General features: G+C 68.5%; 12 protein-coding genes and 1 tRNA gene. 10 read left to right on the top strand and 3 right to left on the bottom strand.

Annotated features, from left to right (window positions below; all coding sequences use genetic code 11):
* Positions 1 to 232: 232 nt before the first annotated feature.
* Entirely contained in the window at positions 233 to 2,386 is a 2,154-nt protein-coding gene (gene scpA / locus VF194_RS08040; RefSeq protein ID WP_330890084.1) for a methylmalonyl-CoA mutase, read from the bottom strand.
* Between the two features lie 668 nt (positions 2,387 to 3,054).
* Here scpA and VF194_RS08045 point away from each other — a divergent pair.
* Both VF194_RS08045 and VF194_RS08050 read left to right on the top strand, forming a co-directional pair.
* Entirely contained in the window at positions 3,055 to 3,714 is a 660-nt protein-coding gene (locus tag VF194_RS08045; RefSeq protein ID WP_330889802.1) for a dihydrofolate reductase family protein, read from the top strand.
* A gap of 346 nt (positions 3,715 to 4,060) precedes the next feature.
* Positions 4,061 to 5,278 (top strand): hypothetical protein, encoded by a 1,218-nt coding sequence (locus VF194_RS08050; protein WP_330889804.1) that lies wholly within the window; start codon positions 4,061 to 4,063, stop codon positions 5,276 to 5,278.
* A 23-nt stretch (positions 5,279 to 5,301) separates the two neighbouring features.
* On the opposite strand, the gene VF194_RS08055 is transcribed toward VF194_RS08050, so the two are convergent.
* Positions 5,302 to 5,988: a hypothetical protein gene (locus VF194_RS08055; RefSeq protein WP_330889805.1), complete on the bottom strand. Its 687-nt coding sequence runs from the start codon at positions 5,986 to 5,988 to the stop codon at positions 5,302 to 5,304.
* Between the two features lie 273 nt (positions 5,989 to 6,261).
* Here VF194_RS08055 and VF194_RS08060 point away from each other — a divergent pair, with 273 nt between their 5' ends.
* The 7 genes from VF194_RS08060 to VF194_RS08090 all read left to right on the top strand — a co-directional run bounded on the left by VF194_RS08060 (position 6,262) and on the right by VF194_RS08090 (position 14,026).
* Positions 6,262 to 6,687 carry a winged helix-turn-helix domain-containing protein gene (locus VF194_RS08060; RefSeq protein WP_330889807.1) on the top strand — a complete coding sequence of 142 codons (426 nt, stop codon included), beginning with the start codon at positions 6,262 to 6,264 and terminating at the stop codon, positions 6,685 to 6,687.
* Positions 6,688 to 6,808: 121 nt separating this feature from the next.
* On the top strand, positions 6,809 to 7,597 hold the full coding sequence (gene modA / locus VF194_RS08065; RefSeq protein WP_330889809.1) for a molybdate ABC transporter substrate-binding protein: 789 nt from the start codon (positions 6,809 to 6,811) through the stop codon (positions 7,595 to 7,597).
* Entirely contained in the window at positions 7,594 to 8,286 is a 693-nt protein-coding gene (gene modB, locus VF194_RS08070; protein WP_330889811.1) for a molybdate ABC transporter permease subunit, read from the top strand. Before modA ends, modB begins: the two co-directional genes overlap by 4 nt.
* Complete coding sequence (gene modC, locus VF194_RS08075; RefSeq protein ID WP_330889812.1) at positions 8,283 to 9,383, top strand: molybdenum ABC transporter ATP-binding protein; 1,101 nt, start codon at positions 8,283 to 8,285, stop codon at positions 9,381 to 9,383. The genes modB and modC overlap by 4 nt, the downstream gene beginning before the upstream one ends.
* A gap of 130 nt (positions 9,384 to 9,513) precedes the next feature.
* Entirely contained in the window at positions 9,514 to 9,972 is a 459-nt protein-coding gene (locus tag VF194_RS08080) for a PaaI family thioesterase (RefSeq protein WP_330889814.1), read from the top strand.
* The gene (locus VF194_RS08085) at positions 9,973 to 12,930 is read left to right on the top strand and encodes a helicase-related protein (RefSeq protein WP_330889816.1); all 2,958 of its coding nucleotides are present in this window, start codon (positions 9,973 to 9,975) and stop codon (positions 12,928 to 12,930) included.
* Between the two features lie 94 nt (positions 12,931 to 13,024).
* Positions 13,025 to 14,026 (top strand): dienelactone hydrolase family protein, encoded by a 1,002-nt coding sequence (locus VF194_RS08090; RefSeq protein ID WP_330889818.1) that lies wholly within the window; start codon positions 13,025 to 13,027, stop codon positions 14,024 to 14,026.
* A gap of 159 nt (positions 14,027 to 14,185) precedes the next feature.
* Here the strand turns inward: VF194_RS08090 and VF194_RS08095 are convergent, their stop codons facing one another.
* Positions 14,186 to 14,731, bottom strand: coding sequence for a hypothetical protein (locus VF194_RS08095; RefSeq protein ID WP_330889820.1), 546 nt, complete (start codon positions 14,729 to 14,731; stop codon positions 14,186 to 14,188).
* Positions 14,732 to 15,054: 323 nt separating this feature from the next.
* Between VF194_RS08095 and VF194_RS08100 the strand changes: the two genes are divergently transcribed.
* Positions 15,055 to 15,131, top strand: a tRNA-Arg gene (locus tag VF194_RS08100).
* Positions 15,132 to 15,228 lie beyond the last annotated feature (97 nt).

A 15,228-nucleotide genomic window follows, 5' to 3' on the forward strand; every position in this document is an offset into this window, starting at 1 on the left:
CTGCAAATCGACGGACCGCCGCCGGCGATGCCGGCGGGCGGCGACATGGAACAAGTTGAACTGGAAAGGCCGAAAGCCCCGGGCGGTCAGGCGGCGCAGGGCCGCGGGCGCACGGGGCCTAGCCGCCTGCGTGCAGGCGGCTGGCGCGACAAAGCGACAGGATGTCGGCGGCGCGAGCGGTCATGGCCCGATAAAGATGGCGCTTTTGCCGCCGACTTACAAGGGCAGCAACCTACTCGGCCGCCGCCTTGTGCTGCTGGCGGATCAGCGAGAGGATTTCGCTTGCCGCCTTGGGGATATTGGTGCCCGGCCCGTAAATGCCGGCAACGCCGGCGGCCTTCAGGAAATCGTAATCCTGCGGCGGGATGACGCCGCCGGTGATCACCAGAATGTCGCCCGCGCCCTGTTCGCGCAGCGCCTCGATGAGCTGCGGCACCAGGGTCTTGTGGCCGGCCGCCTGGCTGGAGACGCCGATGACATGCACGTCGTTGTCGATGGCGTCCTTGGCGGCTTCCTCCGGCGTCTGGAACAGCGGCCCGACATCGACGTCGAAGCCGAGATCGGCGAAGGCGGTGGCGATCACCTTGGCGCCGCGGTCATGGCCGTCCTGGCCGAGCTTGACGACGAGCATGCGCGGCCGGCGGCCCTCTTCCTTGGCGAACGCCTCGATCTCCTTCTGGATCCGCATGAAGCCCTCGTCATTGGCATAGGCGGCGCCGTAGACGCCGCTGATCGAGCGGATGGTGGCCTGATGGCGGGTGAAGACCTTTTCCATCGCCGCCGACATCTCGCCCACCGTGACCCGCGCGCGCGCCGCCTCGACGCAGAGCGCGAGCAGATTCGCCTTGCCGGCGGCGCCCTCTTCCAGCGCCCGGATGGCGGCTTCCGCCTTCGCCTTGTCGCGCGTGCTGCGGATGGCCTTGAGCCGCGCCACCTGCTGCTCGCGCACGCGGGTATTGTCGACTTCCAGCAATTCCGGCACGTCGTTCTGCGCCGCGCGGTATTTGTTGACGCCGACGATGACGTCCTCGCCGCGATCGACGCGGGCCTGGCGGCGCGCCGCCGCTTCCTCGATGCGCAGCTTCGGCATGCCGCTTTCGACCGCCCTGGTCATGCCGCCCATGCTTTCGACTTCCTGGATCAGCGCCCAGGCATGCGTCGCCAGCGCATGGGTCAGCGCCTCGACGTAATACGAGCCGGCCATCGGATCGACCACCTTGGTCACGCAGCTTTCTTCCTGGATGATGAGCTGCGTGTTGCGGGCGATGCGCGCCGAGAATTCGGTCGGCAGCGCGATGGCTTCGTCCAGCGCGTTGGTGTGCAGCGACTGCGTGCCGCCGAGCACGGCGGCCAGCGCCTCGATGGCGGTGCGCACCACGTTGTTGTACGGGTCCTGCTCGGTGAGCGAGACGCCCGAGGTCTGGCAATGCGTGCGCAGCATCAGCGAGCCGGGCTTCTTCGGATCGAACTGCTTCATGATCTTCGCCCACAAAAAGCGCGCGGCGCGCAGCTTGGCGATTTCCATGAAGAAGTTCATGCCGATGGCGAAGAAGAAGGACAGCCGGCCGGCGAAGGCGTCGACGTCGAGGCCGGAATTGATCGCCGTGCGGACGTATTCGAGGCCGTCGGCGAGGGTGAAGGCCAGCTCCTGCACCGCAGTCGCGCCAGCTTCCTGCATGTGGTAGCCGGAGATCGAGATGGAGTTGAATTTCGGCATATGCTGCGCGGTATAGCCGATGATGTCGGCGATGATGCGCATCGACGGGCCGGGCGGATAGATATAGGTGTTGCGCACCATGAACTCTTTCAGGATGTCGTTCTGGATGGTTCCTGAAAGCTGTTCGGGCTTCACGCCCTGCTCTTCGGCGGCGACGATGTAGCAGGCCATGACCGGCAGCACGGCGCCGTTCATGGTCATCGACACGCTCATCTTGTCCAGCGGGATGCCGTCGAACAGGATCTTCATGTCCTCGACGCTGTCGATGGCGACGCCCGCCTTGCCGACATCGCCGACGACGCGCGGATGATCGCTGTCGTAGCCGCGATGGGTGGCGAGATCGAAGGCGACGCTCACGCCCTGCTGGCCGGCGGCGAGATTCTTGCGATAGAAGGCGTTGGATTCCTCGGCGGTGGAGAAGCCGGCATACTGGCGGATCGTCCAGGGCCGGTTGGCATACATGGTGGCGCGCACGCCGCGCGTAAACGGCTCGAAGCCGGGCAGCGCGCCCAGCATCGGCAGGCCGTCGAGTTCCAGGCCCTCGAGATCGGCGGCGGTGTAGAGCGGCTTGACCGGGATGCCTTCCGGCGTCTGCCAGATCAGCTCCGACAGCGGCCGCTCGCCCAGCTCCTTCTGGGCCAGCTTGGCCCAGGCCTCGGGGAAGGACATCTGCCCGGTCTTCGGCTTTTCTGTCTTCGGCTTTTCGGTTTTCGGCTTCTCGGTCATCTATCTATCCACCTTGCACCGCTCCCGTCGCGTTCTCTTGCGGTGCACAATTTCCTCTCCGCGCCAGTATGGCGGCGATTATACACCTGTCAATTTGCCGCCCGGTCAGTGGTAAACCCGGCCATGGGTAATTGAGGCCGGGCGGCGACGCTTTCCAGCCCAGCGCGGCCCGGTTTTGACCGCTGGCGACCGTTTCCGACCGCCACGGACCGCTGCGGCAAACCGGCCACAAGCGGGAAGGCATCATCCTCTTAATTAGAACATTATAGCGATTTATGGGGGCGGTTGACGCCGCCCGCGCCGCCGAAGCGGGTTTCGGCCGCGCAACGACGCGCGCGCTTCGCAGCGCCGCTTGCGCGGAAAACGCCCTGCCCCCATAATCCGCGCCGTTCCCCGAGAAGTCGGGCTTGCTTGATACGTCAAATGCCTCGGCCTTCCGACCGGGGCGTTTTGCTTTCAGGCGGCCGCGGCCTAAGCCTTTAAGCCTTGCCGTGCCGCCTTGCAGCCCGGCCTCCGTCCTTAAAAAAAAACCTTCCTCCCCCTGTCGGCCCGGGGCGCGGCCGGACGTCTTCCAGTCAGGATGCGGCGCCTGCAAGGCAAGGAGAGCGAAAATGCGGAAGATCATCGTCGGCGCGTTCGTCAGTCTGGATGGCGTGATGCAGGCCCCGGGCGGGCCGCATGAGGACCCGGTCGGCGGCTTCGCCCATGGCGGCTGGGCGTTTCCCTATTTCGACGAGGTCGGCCATGCCGCCGTGCGCGAGATGATGGCCGAGCCTTTCGACCTGCTGCTCGGGCGCAAGACCTATGACATCTTCGCCGCGCACTGGCCCCATGCCGGGCCGGACGACTGGATCGGCAATCTGTTCAACCGCGTCACCAAATATGTCGCCAGCCGCCAGCCGCGGCCGGCCCTGTCCTGGCAGAACAGCCGGCATCTCGGGCCGGATGCCGTCGCCGCCTTGCGCGAGCTGAAAAGCGCGGCAGGCCCCGCCCTGCTCACCCAGGGCTCGACCGAGTTCCTGAAGCATCTCTTCGCCGCCGGCCTGGTCGACGAAATGCGGCTGTTCATCATGCCGCTGCTGCTGGGCAGGGGCAAAAGGCTGTTCGGCGAGGATGCGCAGCCGGCCGCCATGACGCTGGCCGGCTCGAAGGTTTCCGGCACCGGCGTGACGATCAACACCTATCGGCGCGGCGGCGCCGTCGCCACCGGCTCGTTCGCCTTCGAGCAGCCCACCCAGGCCGAGCTGGAGCGGCGCAAAAACTGGAGCTGAGGCGGCGGCGGAAAAAGCTGTTGAGCCACCGCTCGCCGCCGCTTTACGCTGGCGCCGTGCGCATCCGGCGAGGTCAGACTGCAGATCGAGCAGTTCAACCGGTAGCCGCCGCCCGTCCGGCCATCTTCTCAAATCCGGACTGCGGCATATCTGCGCCGCGACACACATGTGTATTCAACGATGCGGATTTCAGGCAGACGCGCGGCAGGGCGCGGCAGAATGACTTGCCGCGGACCGAGTCGGGATGCTGAACTGCGCGATGTCAGGCGTTTCGGCATCTTTGCGGCGAGGGTTTGCCGCGCCCGCATGCCATGCGCCTGCAAGCCCATGTTAAGAGGGGATGTCGATGGATGAATACACGACGGCCGCGCTGAACGGCACGCTGCTATCGCAAAGCTGGGGCCCCGGCAGCACCGGCGGCCTGTTCTACCTGCAGAACAATCTGCCGGTGCCACTCTACATGTATGGCGTCACCACCGCCGGCGAACAGATCCTGTCGCGGGAACTGGGCACCACGGTCACCGATCAAAAGCCGCCTTTGCTGTTCCCGGCGAATACCGCGACCTTGTTCAACATGGTGACCGACGCCTTCTACATCTTGCGCACCGCCTTCTCCGGCGCCTTCGTCTGCCTGCTGTATACGACGAGCGACGGCGCGTCCGATGCGTCCGACGCCGAAACCATCCTGGTCGATGCCACCAACCTGCTGCCGCCGAACCAGATCGGCCTGTTTCCAGGCGCCACCACCGACACGCCGATCCCGCCCGATTCGCCGCGCGTGCTGGTCGGCGTCGGCGCCACGCTGACCTCGCCGGCCAATCTGATCCTGCGCGAGCAATTCTGGCAGCGCATGGGCGATTCCTATTCCCTGGCGCCGGGCACCAAACGAACGGTGTCGACCACTCTGGTCTCCGGCATGCAGAACACCTCCTCGCATGAGGAATCGGTATCGAAAAGCCTGGGACTGAGCAGCGCCTTCGGCTGGGGGCCGGTCTCGGCCAGCCTGTCGGCGAATCTCAGCGCCAATTCCAGCAGCTTTCAGCAGATTTCGATTTCCACCGAGACGACCCAGTATGAATCGCTGGAACTGAGCAACACCACCAGCGACACGTTGTATTTCCTGCGCTGGCAGCTCACCGATGTGATCACCGTCTATCAGACCTATACGGCCACCGACTCGTCGCCGACCGAAGCATTGTCGCCGGCCGCCCCCAACTTCCCGAACCCGGCCAACGGCCCCGGCGGGATGAATCCGCTGACCACGGTGTCGATCGCGCAGAGCCCGGTATTGATCAGCGACGGCTACAATCCCGCCGCGCTGCCGGCCCCGCCGTCCGCGCCGGCGGCGCCGACCGAGAGCATCAACATGAACATCATCGCCACGGGCAGCGGCGATGCGGTCAGCCGCGGTCCGGTCGGACGGCGCGTCTACAAGCTGGGCCAGGCGTCAGGCACGGCGCGCGTGACGGGCGGCGCCAAATCGGGCAGGGCCGCCCCGCGCACGGCCGCACCGCGCAAGGGGGCACGGCAGCCGGGCAAGGGCACCGCAAAGCGGCGGCGCTGAAAATCCGCGGCGCGGCGGCGCCCTCATTCGTAAAGCGGCACCACGTCGACGCCGGCCACGGTGTTGCTGGCGGGGGCATAAAGCTGCGCGAAGAGGGTCCATTTGCCGTCCCGCCGCAGCAGGATGATGTTGGCCCGGCTGTCGCCGGTCTGCTTGCCGCCATAGACCTTGGTCGGGCGGTTCAGGTCGCCGGCAAAGCAGGCATGTCTCTCCTGCAGGATGTTCTGCAGCTTGACGCTGTCCTTCTCGCCCACCGGCGGCGCGGCCCTCAGGCCGGTCGGCTGGATATGGATGATCTTGACGTCCGGCACACCGCGTGTCGCCGGCCGGTAGCACAGCGAACAGCCCGATAGCTGCGCCGAAATGGCTATCGTGGTGTCGCCGCCAGCCGGCAGGGTCAGGCCGGGCAGCGCATGCAGACTGGCCTCGACATCGCGGTAAGGCGTCGTCGGCAGCACGTAGCTGGCGAGCGGCGGCGCGTAGCGATCCTCGGGCTTCGCGATCAGCATCAGTTCGTTCGTCAGTTCGCCGATGATCGGGTATTCGCGCACCATGTTCCGCGTCTCCAGCACCACGATCTGGCTCTGGCCGGCCACCGCATTCCCCTTCATGTTGACGACGAAGAAATTGCTGCCCAAAAAAGCCGCGAAGCCGTGCTGGTCCCTGTAGTTGTCCTGGAGAAACATGTACAGCTTCCAGCCCGCCCCCATCGCCGCCCTCCTGTGCCGCCGCCATCATGGCCTGCCGATTGTAGCGATGCTCGCGCAGAATGCATGGCGGGGCGAGCTGAAAAAATCCAAACGGCCATTCCGGCGCCGGCATATGGGAGTGTGCAGTCCGTCCGCCTTCCGCTTCCACAGGCCGGGATAGCGGGCGATGAAACCGCTGGGCGCCAGCCCGAACGCCATCGGGCATCGGGCCCGCTCCTCTCTCCCCCTCTTGCTCTTGGCGCAAGCAGGCCGCCTCATGCTAAAACCGGCCGCATGACGATCCGCAGGAAAGCGCGCAAGACGATCGCCGCGGCGGCGGCCGGACCCGGCATGGGTCAGGCCGGCATGGGCCAGGCCGGCATGCGGCTGCGCCTGCGGCTGATGCGGGGCAGCGAGATCGCGGTCGGCCCGGGCAAGGCCGATCTGCTGCAGGGCATCGCCGAGACCGGCTCGATCTCCGCCGCCGGCCGCCGGCTCAACATGAGCTACAAGCGCGCCTGGCTGCTGATCGACACGATGAACCGCTGTTTTCGCGCTCCGCTGGTGACGGCGGGAAGCGGCGGCAAGGCCGGCGGCGGCGCGGCGCTGACCGCCCTGGGCGAGGAAGTGCTGGCCCGCTTCCGCCATATGGAGCAGGCGGCGCAGAAAGCCTGCGCGGCGGATCTCAAGGCGCTGCGGGCCAGGCTGCGCAAGGAATGAGCGCAATGCGAGGCACGCGGCGGCGTAAGTAGCGCCATCGCCAATCCCCGGTTGCGCCGGGCGCAATTGCGCCGCTATAGTCGGCGCAGCGTTATATCCCAACCGCCATAACGTAGGCTGCATGCGCCGGATCGCTTTCCTCGCCGCCCTGATCCTCCCGATTGCAACGGCGCCGGCGGCGCGCGCCGACGCGCTGCTGGTCTTCGCCGCGGCCAGCCTGAAAGCCGCCCTGAGCGAGGTCGATGCCGGCTGGACGGCGCAGCAGCGGGCCGGCAAACGCGAGGATGACGGCGTGAAGGTCTCGTTCGCCGGCTCCTCGGCGCTGGCGCGGCAGATCGAGGCCGGCGCGCCGGCGGATCTGTTCATCTCGGCCGATCTCGCCTGGATGGAGTATCTCGCGCAGCGCCGGCTCGTCCGGCCCGGCACGCGCGTCGACCTGCTCGGCAACCGCATCGTGCTGATCGCGCCGGCGCGCTCGGCGCTGCAGGCGCGCATCGCGCCGGGCTTCGACCTCGCCGGCCTGCTGGGCGCCGGCGGCCGCCTCGCCATTGCCGATACCGATGCCGTGCCGGCCGGCAGATACGGCAAGGCGGCCTTGCAGGCGCTCAAGGTCTGGCCGCAGGTCGAGCGCCGTCTGGTCCAGGCCGAGAATGTGCGCGCGGCCCTGGCCTTCGTGGCGCGCGGCGAGGCGCCTTTGGGCATCGTCTATGCCACCGACGCCGCCGCCGAGCCCAAGGTGCGCATCGTCGATGCCTTCCCCGAGGAGACGCATCCGCCGATCGTCTATCCCGCCGCCGTGCTGGCGGCGTCGCGGCATCCGGCGGCGGCGGCGTATCTTTCCTATCTGCAGGGCGCGGCGGCGCGCACGGTGTTCGAGAAGAACGGCTTCACGCTGCCGGGGCGCCGGTGATTGGCCTCGGCCCGGAGGAATGGACCGCCATCGAACTCAGCCTGCGCGTCGCGCTGGTGGCGACGGTCTGCAGCCTGCCCTTCGGCGTGGCCGTCGCCTGGCTGCTGGCGCGGCGCGAATTTCCCGGCAAGGCGCTGCTCGACGCGGCGGTGCATCTGCCGCTGATCCTGCCGCCGGTGGTGACCGGCTATCTGCTGCTGCTGCTGTTCGGCCGGCAGGGCGTGCTGGGCGCCTTCCTCGCCGAGCGGCTCGGCCTCGTCTTCGCCTTCCGCTGGACCGGCGCGGCGCTGGCCTGCGCGGTGATGGGCTTTCCGCTGCTGGTGCGCGCGATCCGGCTTTCGCTCGACGCGGTGGACGAGAAGCTGGAGCAGGCGGCGGGCACCCTGGGCGCGGCGCCGGTTTTCGTCTTCGCCACGGTGACCCTGCCGCTGATCCTGCCCGGCATCTTCGCCGGCATGGTGCTGAGTTTCGCGCGCGCCTTCGGCGAATTCGGCGCGACGATCACCTTCGTTTCCAACATCCCGGGCGAGACGCAGACCCTGCCGACGGCGATCTACAGCTTCATCCAGACGCCGGGCGGCGATGCCCAGGCGATCCGGCTGACCGTCATTTCGATCGCCATCGCCTTCGTTGCGCTGATCGGCTCCGAGCTGCTGGCGCGCCGGCTGGCCGGACGGCTCGGCGCATGACGCTCGCGGTCGATATCCGGCATGCGCAGGGCGGCTTCAGCCTGGAGGCGCGCTTTGCCTGCGACGCCGGCATCACCGCCCTGTTCGGCCGCTCCGGCGCCGGCAAGACCACGCTGGTCAACCTGATCGCCGGGCTGATCAGGCCGCAAAGCGGCCGCATCCTGCTCGACGGCCGCGTGCTGGCGGATACCGCCGCCGGCAGCTTCGTGCCGCCGCACCGGCGCCGCATCGGCTATGTCTTCCAGGAGGGGCGGCTGTTTCCGCATCTGAACGTGCGGCAGAACCTGCTCTATGGCCGCTGGTTCAACAAGGGCGGCCGGGATGCGGCCGGCTTTTCCCATGTGGTCGAGCTGCTCGGCCTGGGCGATCTGCTGCTGCGCCGGCCCGGCAATCTCTCCGGCGGCGAGAAGCAGCGCGTCGCCATCGGCCGCGCGCTGCTGGCGCGTCCGCATGCCCTGCTGATGGACGAGCCGCTGACCTCGCTCGATGTCGCGCGCAAGGAGGAGATCCTGCCCTATCTCGAACGCCTGCGCGACGAGACCAAGCTGCCCATCGTCTATGTCAGCCATGCGATCCCGGAGGTCACGCGCCTGGCCGATACCGTGGTGCTGCTGTCGGAAGGCAGGGTGCAGGCGGTCGGCAGCATCGCAGAACTGAGCGGCCGGCTCGACCTGTTTCCGCTCACCGGCCGCTACGAGGCCGGCGCGGTGCTGGAGGCGAAAGTGCAGAGCCACGATGCCGCCTACGGCCTGAGCGTCCTGCGCCTCAGGGCCGGGACGTTGCGCGTGCCGCTGCTCGATCTGGCGCCGGGCAGCATCGTGCGGCCGCGCATCCGCGCCCGCGACGTCACCCTGGCGCTCAGCCCGCCGCAGGATACCAGCGCGCTCAACATCCTGCCCGGCCGCGTGGCCGAGATCGGCGATGCGAGCGGCGCGATGGTGGATATCCGGCTCGATTGCGGCGGCGACATGCTGCTGGCGCGGATCACGCGGCTGTCGCTGGAGCGGCTCGGCCTTGCGCCCGGCAAACGCGTCTATGCCATGGTCAAGACCGTGGCGCTGGACCGCCGCAGCCTCGGCCGGCCGGAGGGCCGATAGACAGCGGAACGGGCTTTTGGCGCGCTGCGTAAAAAGGCGGTGCCGGGCCAGGATGACGGGCGAGCGGCCAAGGCGTTGAGGCGCATGCCGCCCGCCTTATATACTGGCCGGCAAAACGGAGCCTCCGTCCATGTCCGCCGCCCAACCCAGCCGGGGCCAGATCGATCCGGGCCTGCCTGACTGGGCCAAGACCTTCGCCGAGAACCTGCTGCGCGCGGTGGATTTCCATCGCTGGGCCGGGCTGGAGCTGGTGGCGCTGGCGCCCGGCCGGGCCGAACTGGCCTTCGCCGCCGAGGCGCGGCTGCTGACTCCCGGCGGCTATATCCATGGCGGCATCCTCAACGGCCTGCTGGAGCCGCCTGGCCTGCTGGCCTTGCTGGGCCATATGCGCGAGGATGAAAGCGCCATGACCCTCGACATCCATGTGCAGCATCTGCGCCCGATCGCGGCCGGCGCCCGGGTCGGCCTGACCGGCCGGATGCTGCGGCGGGGCAGGACCGTCGCCTTCTGCGAATGCGAGGCGCGGATCGACGGCCAGCCCTGCACGATTGCCCGTATCACCAAGACGATTCAGACAAAGGCTGCTTAAGTGACCGAGATCAAGACCGCCGAGAAGGGCCGCGTGCTCTGCGTGCTCGGACCCACCAATACCGGCAAAACCCATCTTGCGGTCGAGCGCCTGCTGGCGCATCGCAGCGGCATCATCGGCCTGCCGCTGCGCCTTCTGGCGCGCGAAATCTACGACCGCGCCGTCGCCATCAAGGGCGATGGCCATGTTGCGCTGGTCACCGGCGAGGAGAAGATCCTGCCCAGGGGCGCGCAATGGTTCGTCTGCACCGTCGAGGCGATGCCGCTGGAGCGGCGCTACGACTTCCTCGCCATCGACGAAATCCAGCTCTGCAGCGATGCCGAACGCGGCCATGTCTTCACCGACCGCCTGCTGCATGCGCGCGGCGCGGAGGAAACCATGTTCCTCGGCGCCGACACCATGCGCGGCCTGATCCGCAAGCTGGTGCCCCAGGCCGAGTTCATCGCGCGCCCGCGCCTGTCCGCGCTGACCTATGCCGGCTCGAAAAAGCTCTCCCGCCTGCCCAAGCGCTCGGCCGTCGTCGCCTTCTCGGCGGCGGATGTCTATGCCATCGCCGAGCAGGTGCGGCGCCAGCGCGGCGGCGCCGCCGTGGTGCTCGGCGCGCTCAGCCCGCGCGCGCGCAACGCCCAGGTCGCCCTGTTCCAGAACCGCGATGTCGACGTGATGGTGGCCACCGACGCCATCGGCATGGGGCTCAATCTCGATATCGAGCATCTCGCCTTCGCCGAGATCACCAAATTCGACGGCGTCGGCGTGCGGCCGCTGACGCCGGCCGAGCTGGGCCAGATCGCCGGCCGCGCCGGCCGGCATCTGCGCAACGGCACCTTCGGCACCACGGCGGATTGTCCGCCCTTCGATCCGGAGATGATCGAGCGCATCGAGAATCACCGCTTCGAGCCGATCACCCAGGCGCGCTGGCGCAACACCGATCTGGATTTCCGCTCGATCGACGGGCTGATCCGCACGCTGGAACTGCCGCCGCCGCGCGAGGGCCTGATCCGCGCCCGCGAGGCCGACGACATCGTCTCGCTGCAGGTGCTGCGCCAGGATGCGCAGGTGCAGGCGCGCGCCGGCGCGCGCGACCGCATCCGCCTCCTGTGGCATGTCTGCGAGATTCCGGATTTCTCCAAGAGCATGCATGACGTGCATGCGCGGCTGCTGACGCAGATCTATGTGCATCTGTGCGACCACGAGGGCCGCCTGCCGGCCGATTGGGTGGCGGGGCATCTGAAGCAGATCGACCGCACCGACGGCGATATCGACACGCTGTCGCAGCGGCTGGCGCAGATCCGCACCTGGACCTACATCGCCAATCGCGGCGACTGGCTGGACAACCCGGCGCATTGGCAGCAGGCGACGCGCGGCATCGAGGATCGCCTCTCGGATGCCCTGCACGAACGGCTGACGCAGCGTTTCGTCGACCGCCGTACCTCCATCCTGACCCGCGGCCTGCAGGAGGATCCGGCGCTGCTGGACGTGACCCTGGGCGAGGACGACGCGCTCACCGTGGAAGGCGAGATCATCGGCCATGTCGTCGGCCTGCGCTTCCGCCCGGTCGGCCATGACAGCGTCGAGCAGCGCCGCGCCATCCGCGCCGCCGCCAACCGCGTGCTGGGACCGGCGCTGCAGGACCATGCCGAGAAGCTGCTGCAGCTCGGCGACGAAAGCTTCGCGCTGTCGCCGGAAGGCGGCGTGCTGCTGGTCACGCCCGAGAAGGACAGCGTGGCCCTGGCCGTGCTGGCCAAGGGCAATACCGTGCTGGAGCCCAAGCTCGGCCTGCTCGCCGACGACCTGCTGCCGGCGGAAAGCCGCAAGGCGGTGGAGGAGAAGCTGTCCGACTGGCTGCGGCGCTATCTGCGCCAGCATCTGGGCGATCTCTACCGCCTGCGCGATGCCGAGCTGAAGGGCGCGGCGCGCGGCCTTGCCTATCAGCTCGCGGAAAATCTCGGCGCCCTGAAGCGCGACGATGTCGCCGACCTGGTGCGCAACATGGGCCAGGCCGAGCGGCATCCCCTGCGCAAGATGGGCGTCACCTTCGGCGAGACGCATATCCTGATGCCGAAGCTGCTCAAGCCCAAGCCGACCCAGCTCAAGACCCTGCTCTGGGCGGTGGCGCAGGGCAAGGCGCCGGAGGCGCCGCCGACGCCGGGGCTGACCTCGCTGCCGATCCTGGAATGGCGCGACGACGCCTGGTGGCTGGCGGCGGGCTTCCTGCGCGCCGGCCGCCGCGCCTTCCGCCTCGATGTCGTGCAGCGCATCGCCGAGGGCGCGCGCCAGGCCGAACAGGCCTCGCGCCAGGAGGCGAAGGGCGCCAAGGACGCGAAGAAAGACGCGAAGAAAGAAGCGAAGGCCGAGACGAAGGCGGCGGAGGAAGCCGCACAGGCCGAACCCATGCAGGCCGAACCCATGCAGGCCGAACCCCTGCAAGCCGCGCCCATGCCAGCCGAACCCGCGCCGGAGGCCGTCGAAGCCGCCCTGGCCGAAGCGGCGGCGACGCCCGCGCCGGAGCAGCCGGCGGAAACGGCCGGCGCCGGCAGCCTCGAAGCCGCACCAGATGCGGATGCGGCGGAGCTGGGCGAAGCGATCGCGCAGCCGCTGGAAGCGCCGGCCGCAGCGCCAATGCCGCAGATTCATCCGGACGCGCCGCCGCAGCCCGGCAAAGAGCCGCCCGGCAAGAAGCAGGCCGGCCCGCCGGGCAGCTTCCTGCCCGATACCGCCTGGATGAATCTCGCCGGCTGCAGCGCCGAGGAATTGCAGCGCCTGCTCTGGGCGCTGGGCTACAAGCCGCTGACGGCGAAGGATGCGGCCGGGCAGGCGGTGACGGTGTTCATCCGCTCGCAGAAGGCGATCGTCGCCAAGCGCAAGCGCGAGCAGGAAAAGCGCCGCGAGGACGAGGCCAGGATGGCCGACAGCCCGTTTGCCGCGCTGCTGAAGCTCAAGCCGGGCGCCCGGCGCTGACGCTCCGCAGGCGGCGGAATGCCGTCGATTCCCGATTGACTCCCGGCCGGGACCCTCAAGAGAATCGCCGGGCGAATATCGCGAGGGGGGCATCATGCGCAAATCCATCTGTGCCGCCGGAGCGGCGGCGGCCTTCCTGCTGTTCGCGCCGGTGCCGGCGGGCGCACAGCCGCTGAATGCCGACAGCAAGGGCAATGTGGTTTTCGCGGCGCCGACCTACGCCAGCATCGTCGAGATGCATGCCGACAAGGCGAGCGCCGCGGGCAAGGCCGCGATCTATATCTGGCTGCCCGATGGCGCCGGGCCGTTTCCGGCGGTGATGATTTCGCACACCGTGGGCGGCTGGAACGATGCGGTGGAAGGCGCGGCGGCGAAGCTGCTGCTGGCGCAGGGCTATGCGGTGGCCGGGCTCGATCATTTCGGCCCGCGCGGATTGAAGCCGCCCCTGGGCAAGGGCTTTTCGACCGCGACGGCGGCCAGCGATGCGCTGCTGGCGCTGAAGCTGCTGGCGACGCATCCGAAGATCGACAACAGCCGCATCGGCATCGTCGGCTATTCGATGGGCGGCGTGGCGGCGCAGCTTTCGGCCTATGAATATCTCGCCGCGCGCTATGCCGGCGAGGGCGGCCCGCGCTTCGCCGCCCATGTCTCGGTCTACGGCACCAGCCTCGGCCTGGCCCTGGACGGCGCCAGGACCATGACCGGCGCGCCGCTGCTGATGCTGGTCGCCGGCAAGGACGAGACGGCGCCGGTCAGGAAGATGGAGCAGATGGTGGCGCTGGTGAAAGCGGCGCAGCCGGCGGCGCGCATCGAGATGGTGGTCTATCCCGACGCCCATCACGCCTGGAACAATCCGGCCCTGTCGCGGCCGACCGAAGGCGGCTTTCATTCCGGCAGCTGCCCGATTTTCGATCTCGGCCGCGCATTCGGCGCCATCGCCGCAGATGGCAGCCGGCAGGCCTTCGCGCCGCAGGCCGCCGTCGCCTGCACGCGCGCCGGCGGCAAATACACCATGCTCCATGACGCGAAGACCGCGCAGCAGGCCGATGCGGCGATGCTGGCCTTCCTGGCCAGGCACCTCAAGGCCAGCAGCTGAAGACGGCGAGTAGCTGAAGACGGCGAGTAGCTGAAGGGCGGGGCTGCCGACGGCGCGGCCCGGCGAAGAGGCGCCCAAGACAAACGCGATAAAAAAGGCGGCGCGCCGGAGCGCACCGCCTTCTCCCACCCTCGGCGCAACCGAGGAAAATCGGAAATCCTAGATCGAGGCCGAGCGGTTGCGCGGCGCCGGCGTGAAGCGCAGCCGGGTGCCGACCTCCTTGCGGCCGATGCCGAGCGCGATGCCCTGCAGGCTGGCCTGCACTTCGCGCATGGCCTCGGGATCGACGGTCCAGTCCTTCTGCTCGTAGGCGAGGTCGCGGTACACGGCGCGCAGCTCGTCGAGCAGGATCGAGAGCAGCGCGATCCGCGAGGCGGCCGACATGCGCATCAGGCGGCGGTCGCGGCCGGTGGCGAAATCGTCGAGCACGTCGCGCAGCATGACGCCGCCTTCCAGGCCCTGGCTGGCGCCGAGCACCGCCGCCGGCGGCGCCGCGCTCTGCGCGCGCAGGCTGGCGCGGGCGGCCAGCAGGCTGAGCAGCGCGTGATACATGTTCTCGAGCGCGATGCCCCAATCCTCGAGCTGGTTCTCGTCGGCGATCGGGGCGGCGAGATTGGCCATGACGCGGCTGCATTCCGCGGCGCCGAGGAAGTTGGCGCCGTTGCGCAGGTTGCTGCGCACCAGATCGACGAAGGACTTGGCCATCTTGGTTACCCCGTTCTGCCTGCCGGCACCGCGCCGGACCCGCGGTCACTGTGCCATCATCACAATTAAATCACAGGTAAATTTTCAGATATATTCAGGCGAAAGCTGGGGATAGTTGCGCCGCGGCGGGCGGGGCTATTCCGCCGGGATTACTCCGCCGGGGCTACTCCGCTGAGACTGCTCCGCCGGGGCTATCCCCTTGGACTGTCTGAACGGAGCGGCGGCAGGCCGCCATCGGTTGCAGGATCGGAATGCCCCGGCTAGTGTTCGCCCGCCTGGCAGGCAGATATGGCGCCCCCTGCGGCGCCGGCGGCCGGATCAGCGTCCCCGTAGCTCAGCTGGATAGAGCGGCTGCGTCCTAAGCAGCGGGTCGGGAGTTCGAATCTCTCCGGGGACGCCAGTTTCCATGTATCGCAAAGACTGAAGATTCCGTCTGGCCACTCGTCGAGCCTCGGCGATGCCCGCCGCGGCAGCAGGCCGGCATCCGGCGCCTTGCG

This window comes from Ferrovibrio sp. (assembly GCF_036381655.1).
Lineage (GTDB): Bacteria > Pseudomonadota > Alphaproteobacteria > Ferrovibrionales > Ferrovibrionaceae > Ferrovibrio.

What these genes read in the sequence shown, in the direction of transcription:
- scpA (WP_330890084.1), bottom strand. Translation starts at nt 2,386, where the DNA reads ATGTCCTTCCCCGAGGCCTGGGCCAAGCTGGCCCAGAAGGAGCTGGGC.
- VF194_RS08045 (WP_330889802.1), top strand. Translation starts at nt 3,055, where the DNA reads ATGCGGAAGATCATCGTCGGCGCGTTCGTCAGTCTGGATGGCGTGATG.
- VF194_RS08050 (WP_330889804.1), top strand. Translation starts at nt 4,061, where the DNA reads ATGGATGAATACACGACGGCCGCGCTGAACGGCACGCTGCTATCGCAA.
- VF194_RS08055 (WP_330889805.1), bottom strand. Translation starts at nt 5,988, where the DNA reads ATGGGGGCGGGCTGGAAGCTGTACATGTTTCTCCAGGACAACTACAGG.
- VF194_RS08060 (WP_330889807.1), top strand. Translation starts at nt 6,262, where the DNA reads ATGACGATCCGCAGGAAAGCGCGCAAGACGATCGCCGCGGCGGCGGCC.
- modA (WP_330889809.1), top strand. Translation starts at nt 6,809, where the DNA reads ATGCGCCGGATCGCTTTCCTCGCCGCCCTGATCCTCCCGATTGCAACG.
- modC (WP_330889812.1), top strand. Translation starts at nt 8,283, where the DNA reads ATGACGCTCGCGGTCGATATCCGGCATGCGCAGGGCGGCTTCAGCCTG.
- VF194_RS08080 (WP_330889814.1), top strand. Translation starts at nt 9,514, where the DNA reads ATGTCCGCCGCCCAACCCAGCCGGGGCCAGATCGATCCGGGCCTGCCT.
- VF194_RS08090 (WP_330889818.1), top strand. Translation starts at nt 13,025, where the DNA reads ATGCGCAAATCCATCTGTGCCGCCGGAGCGGCGGCGGCCTTCCTGCTG.
- VF194_RS08095 (WP_330889820.1), bottom strand. Translation starts at nt 14,731, where the DNA reads ATGGCCAAGTCCTTCGTCGATCTGGTGCGCAGCAACCTGCGCAACGGC.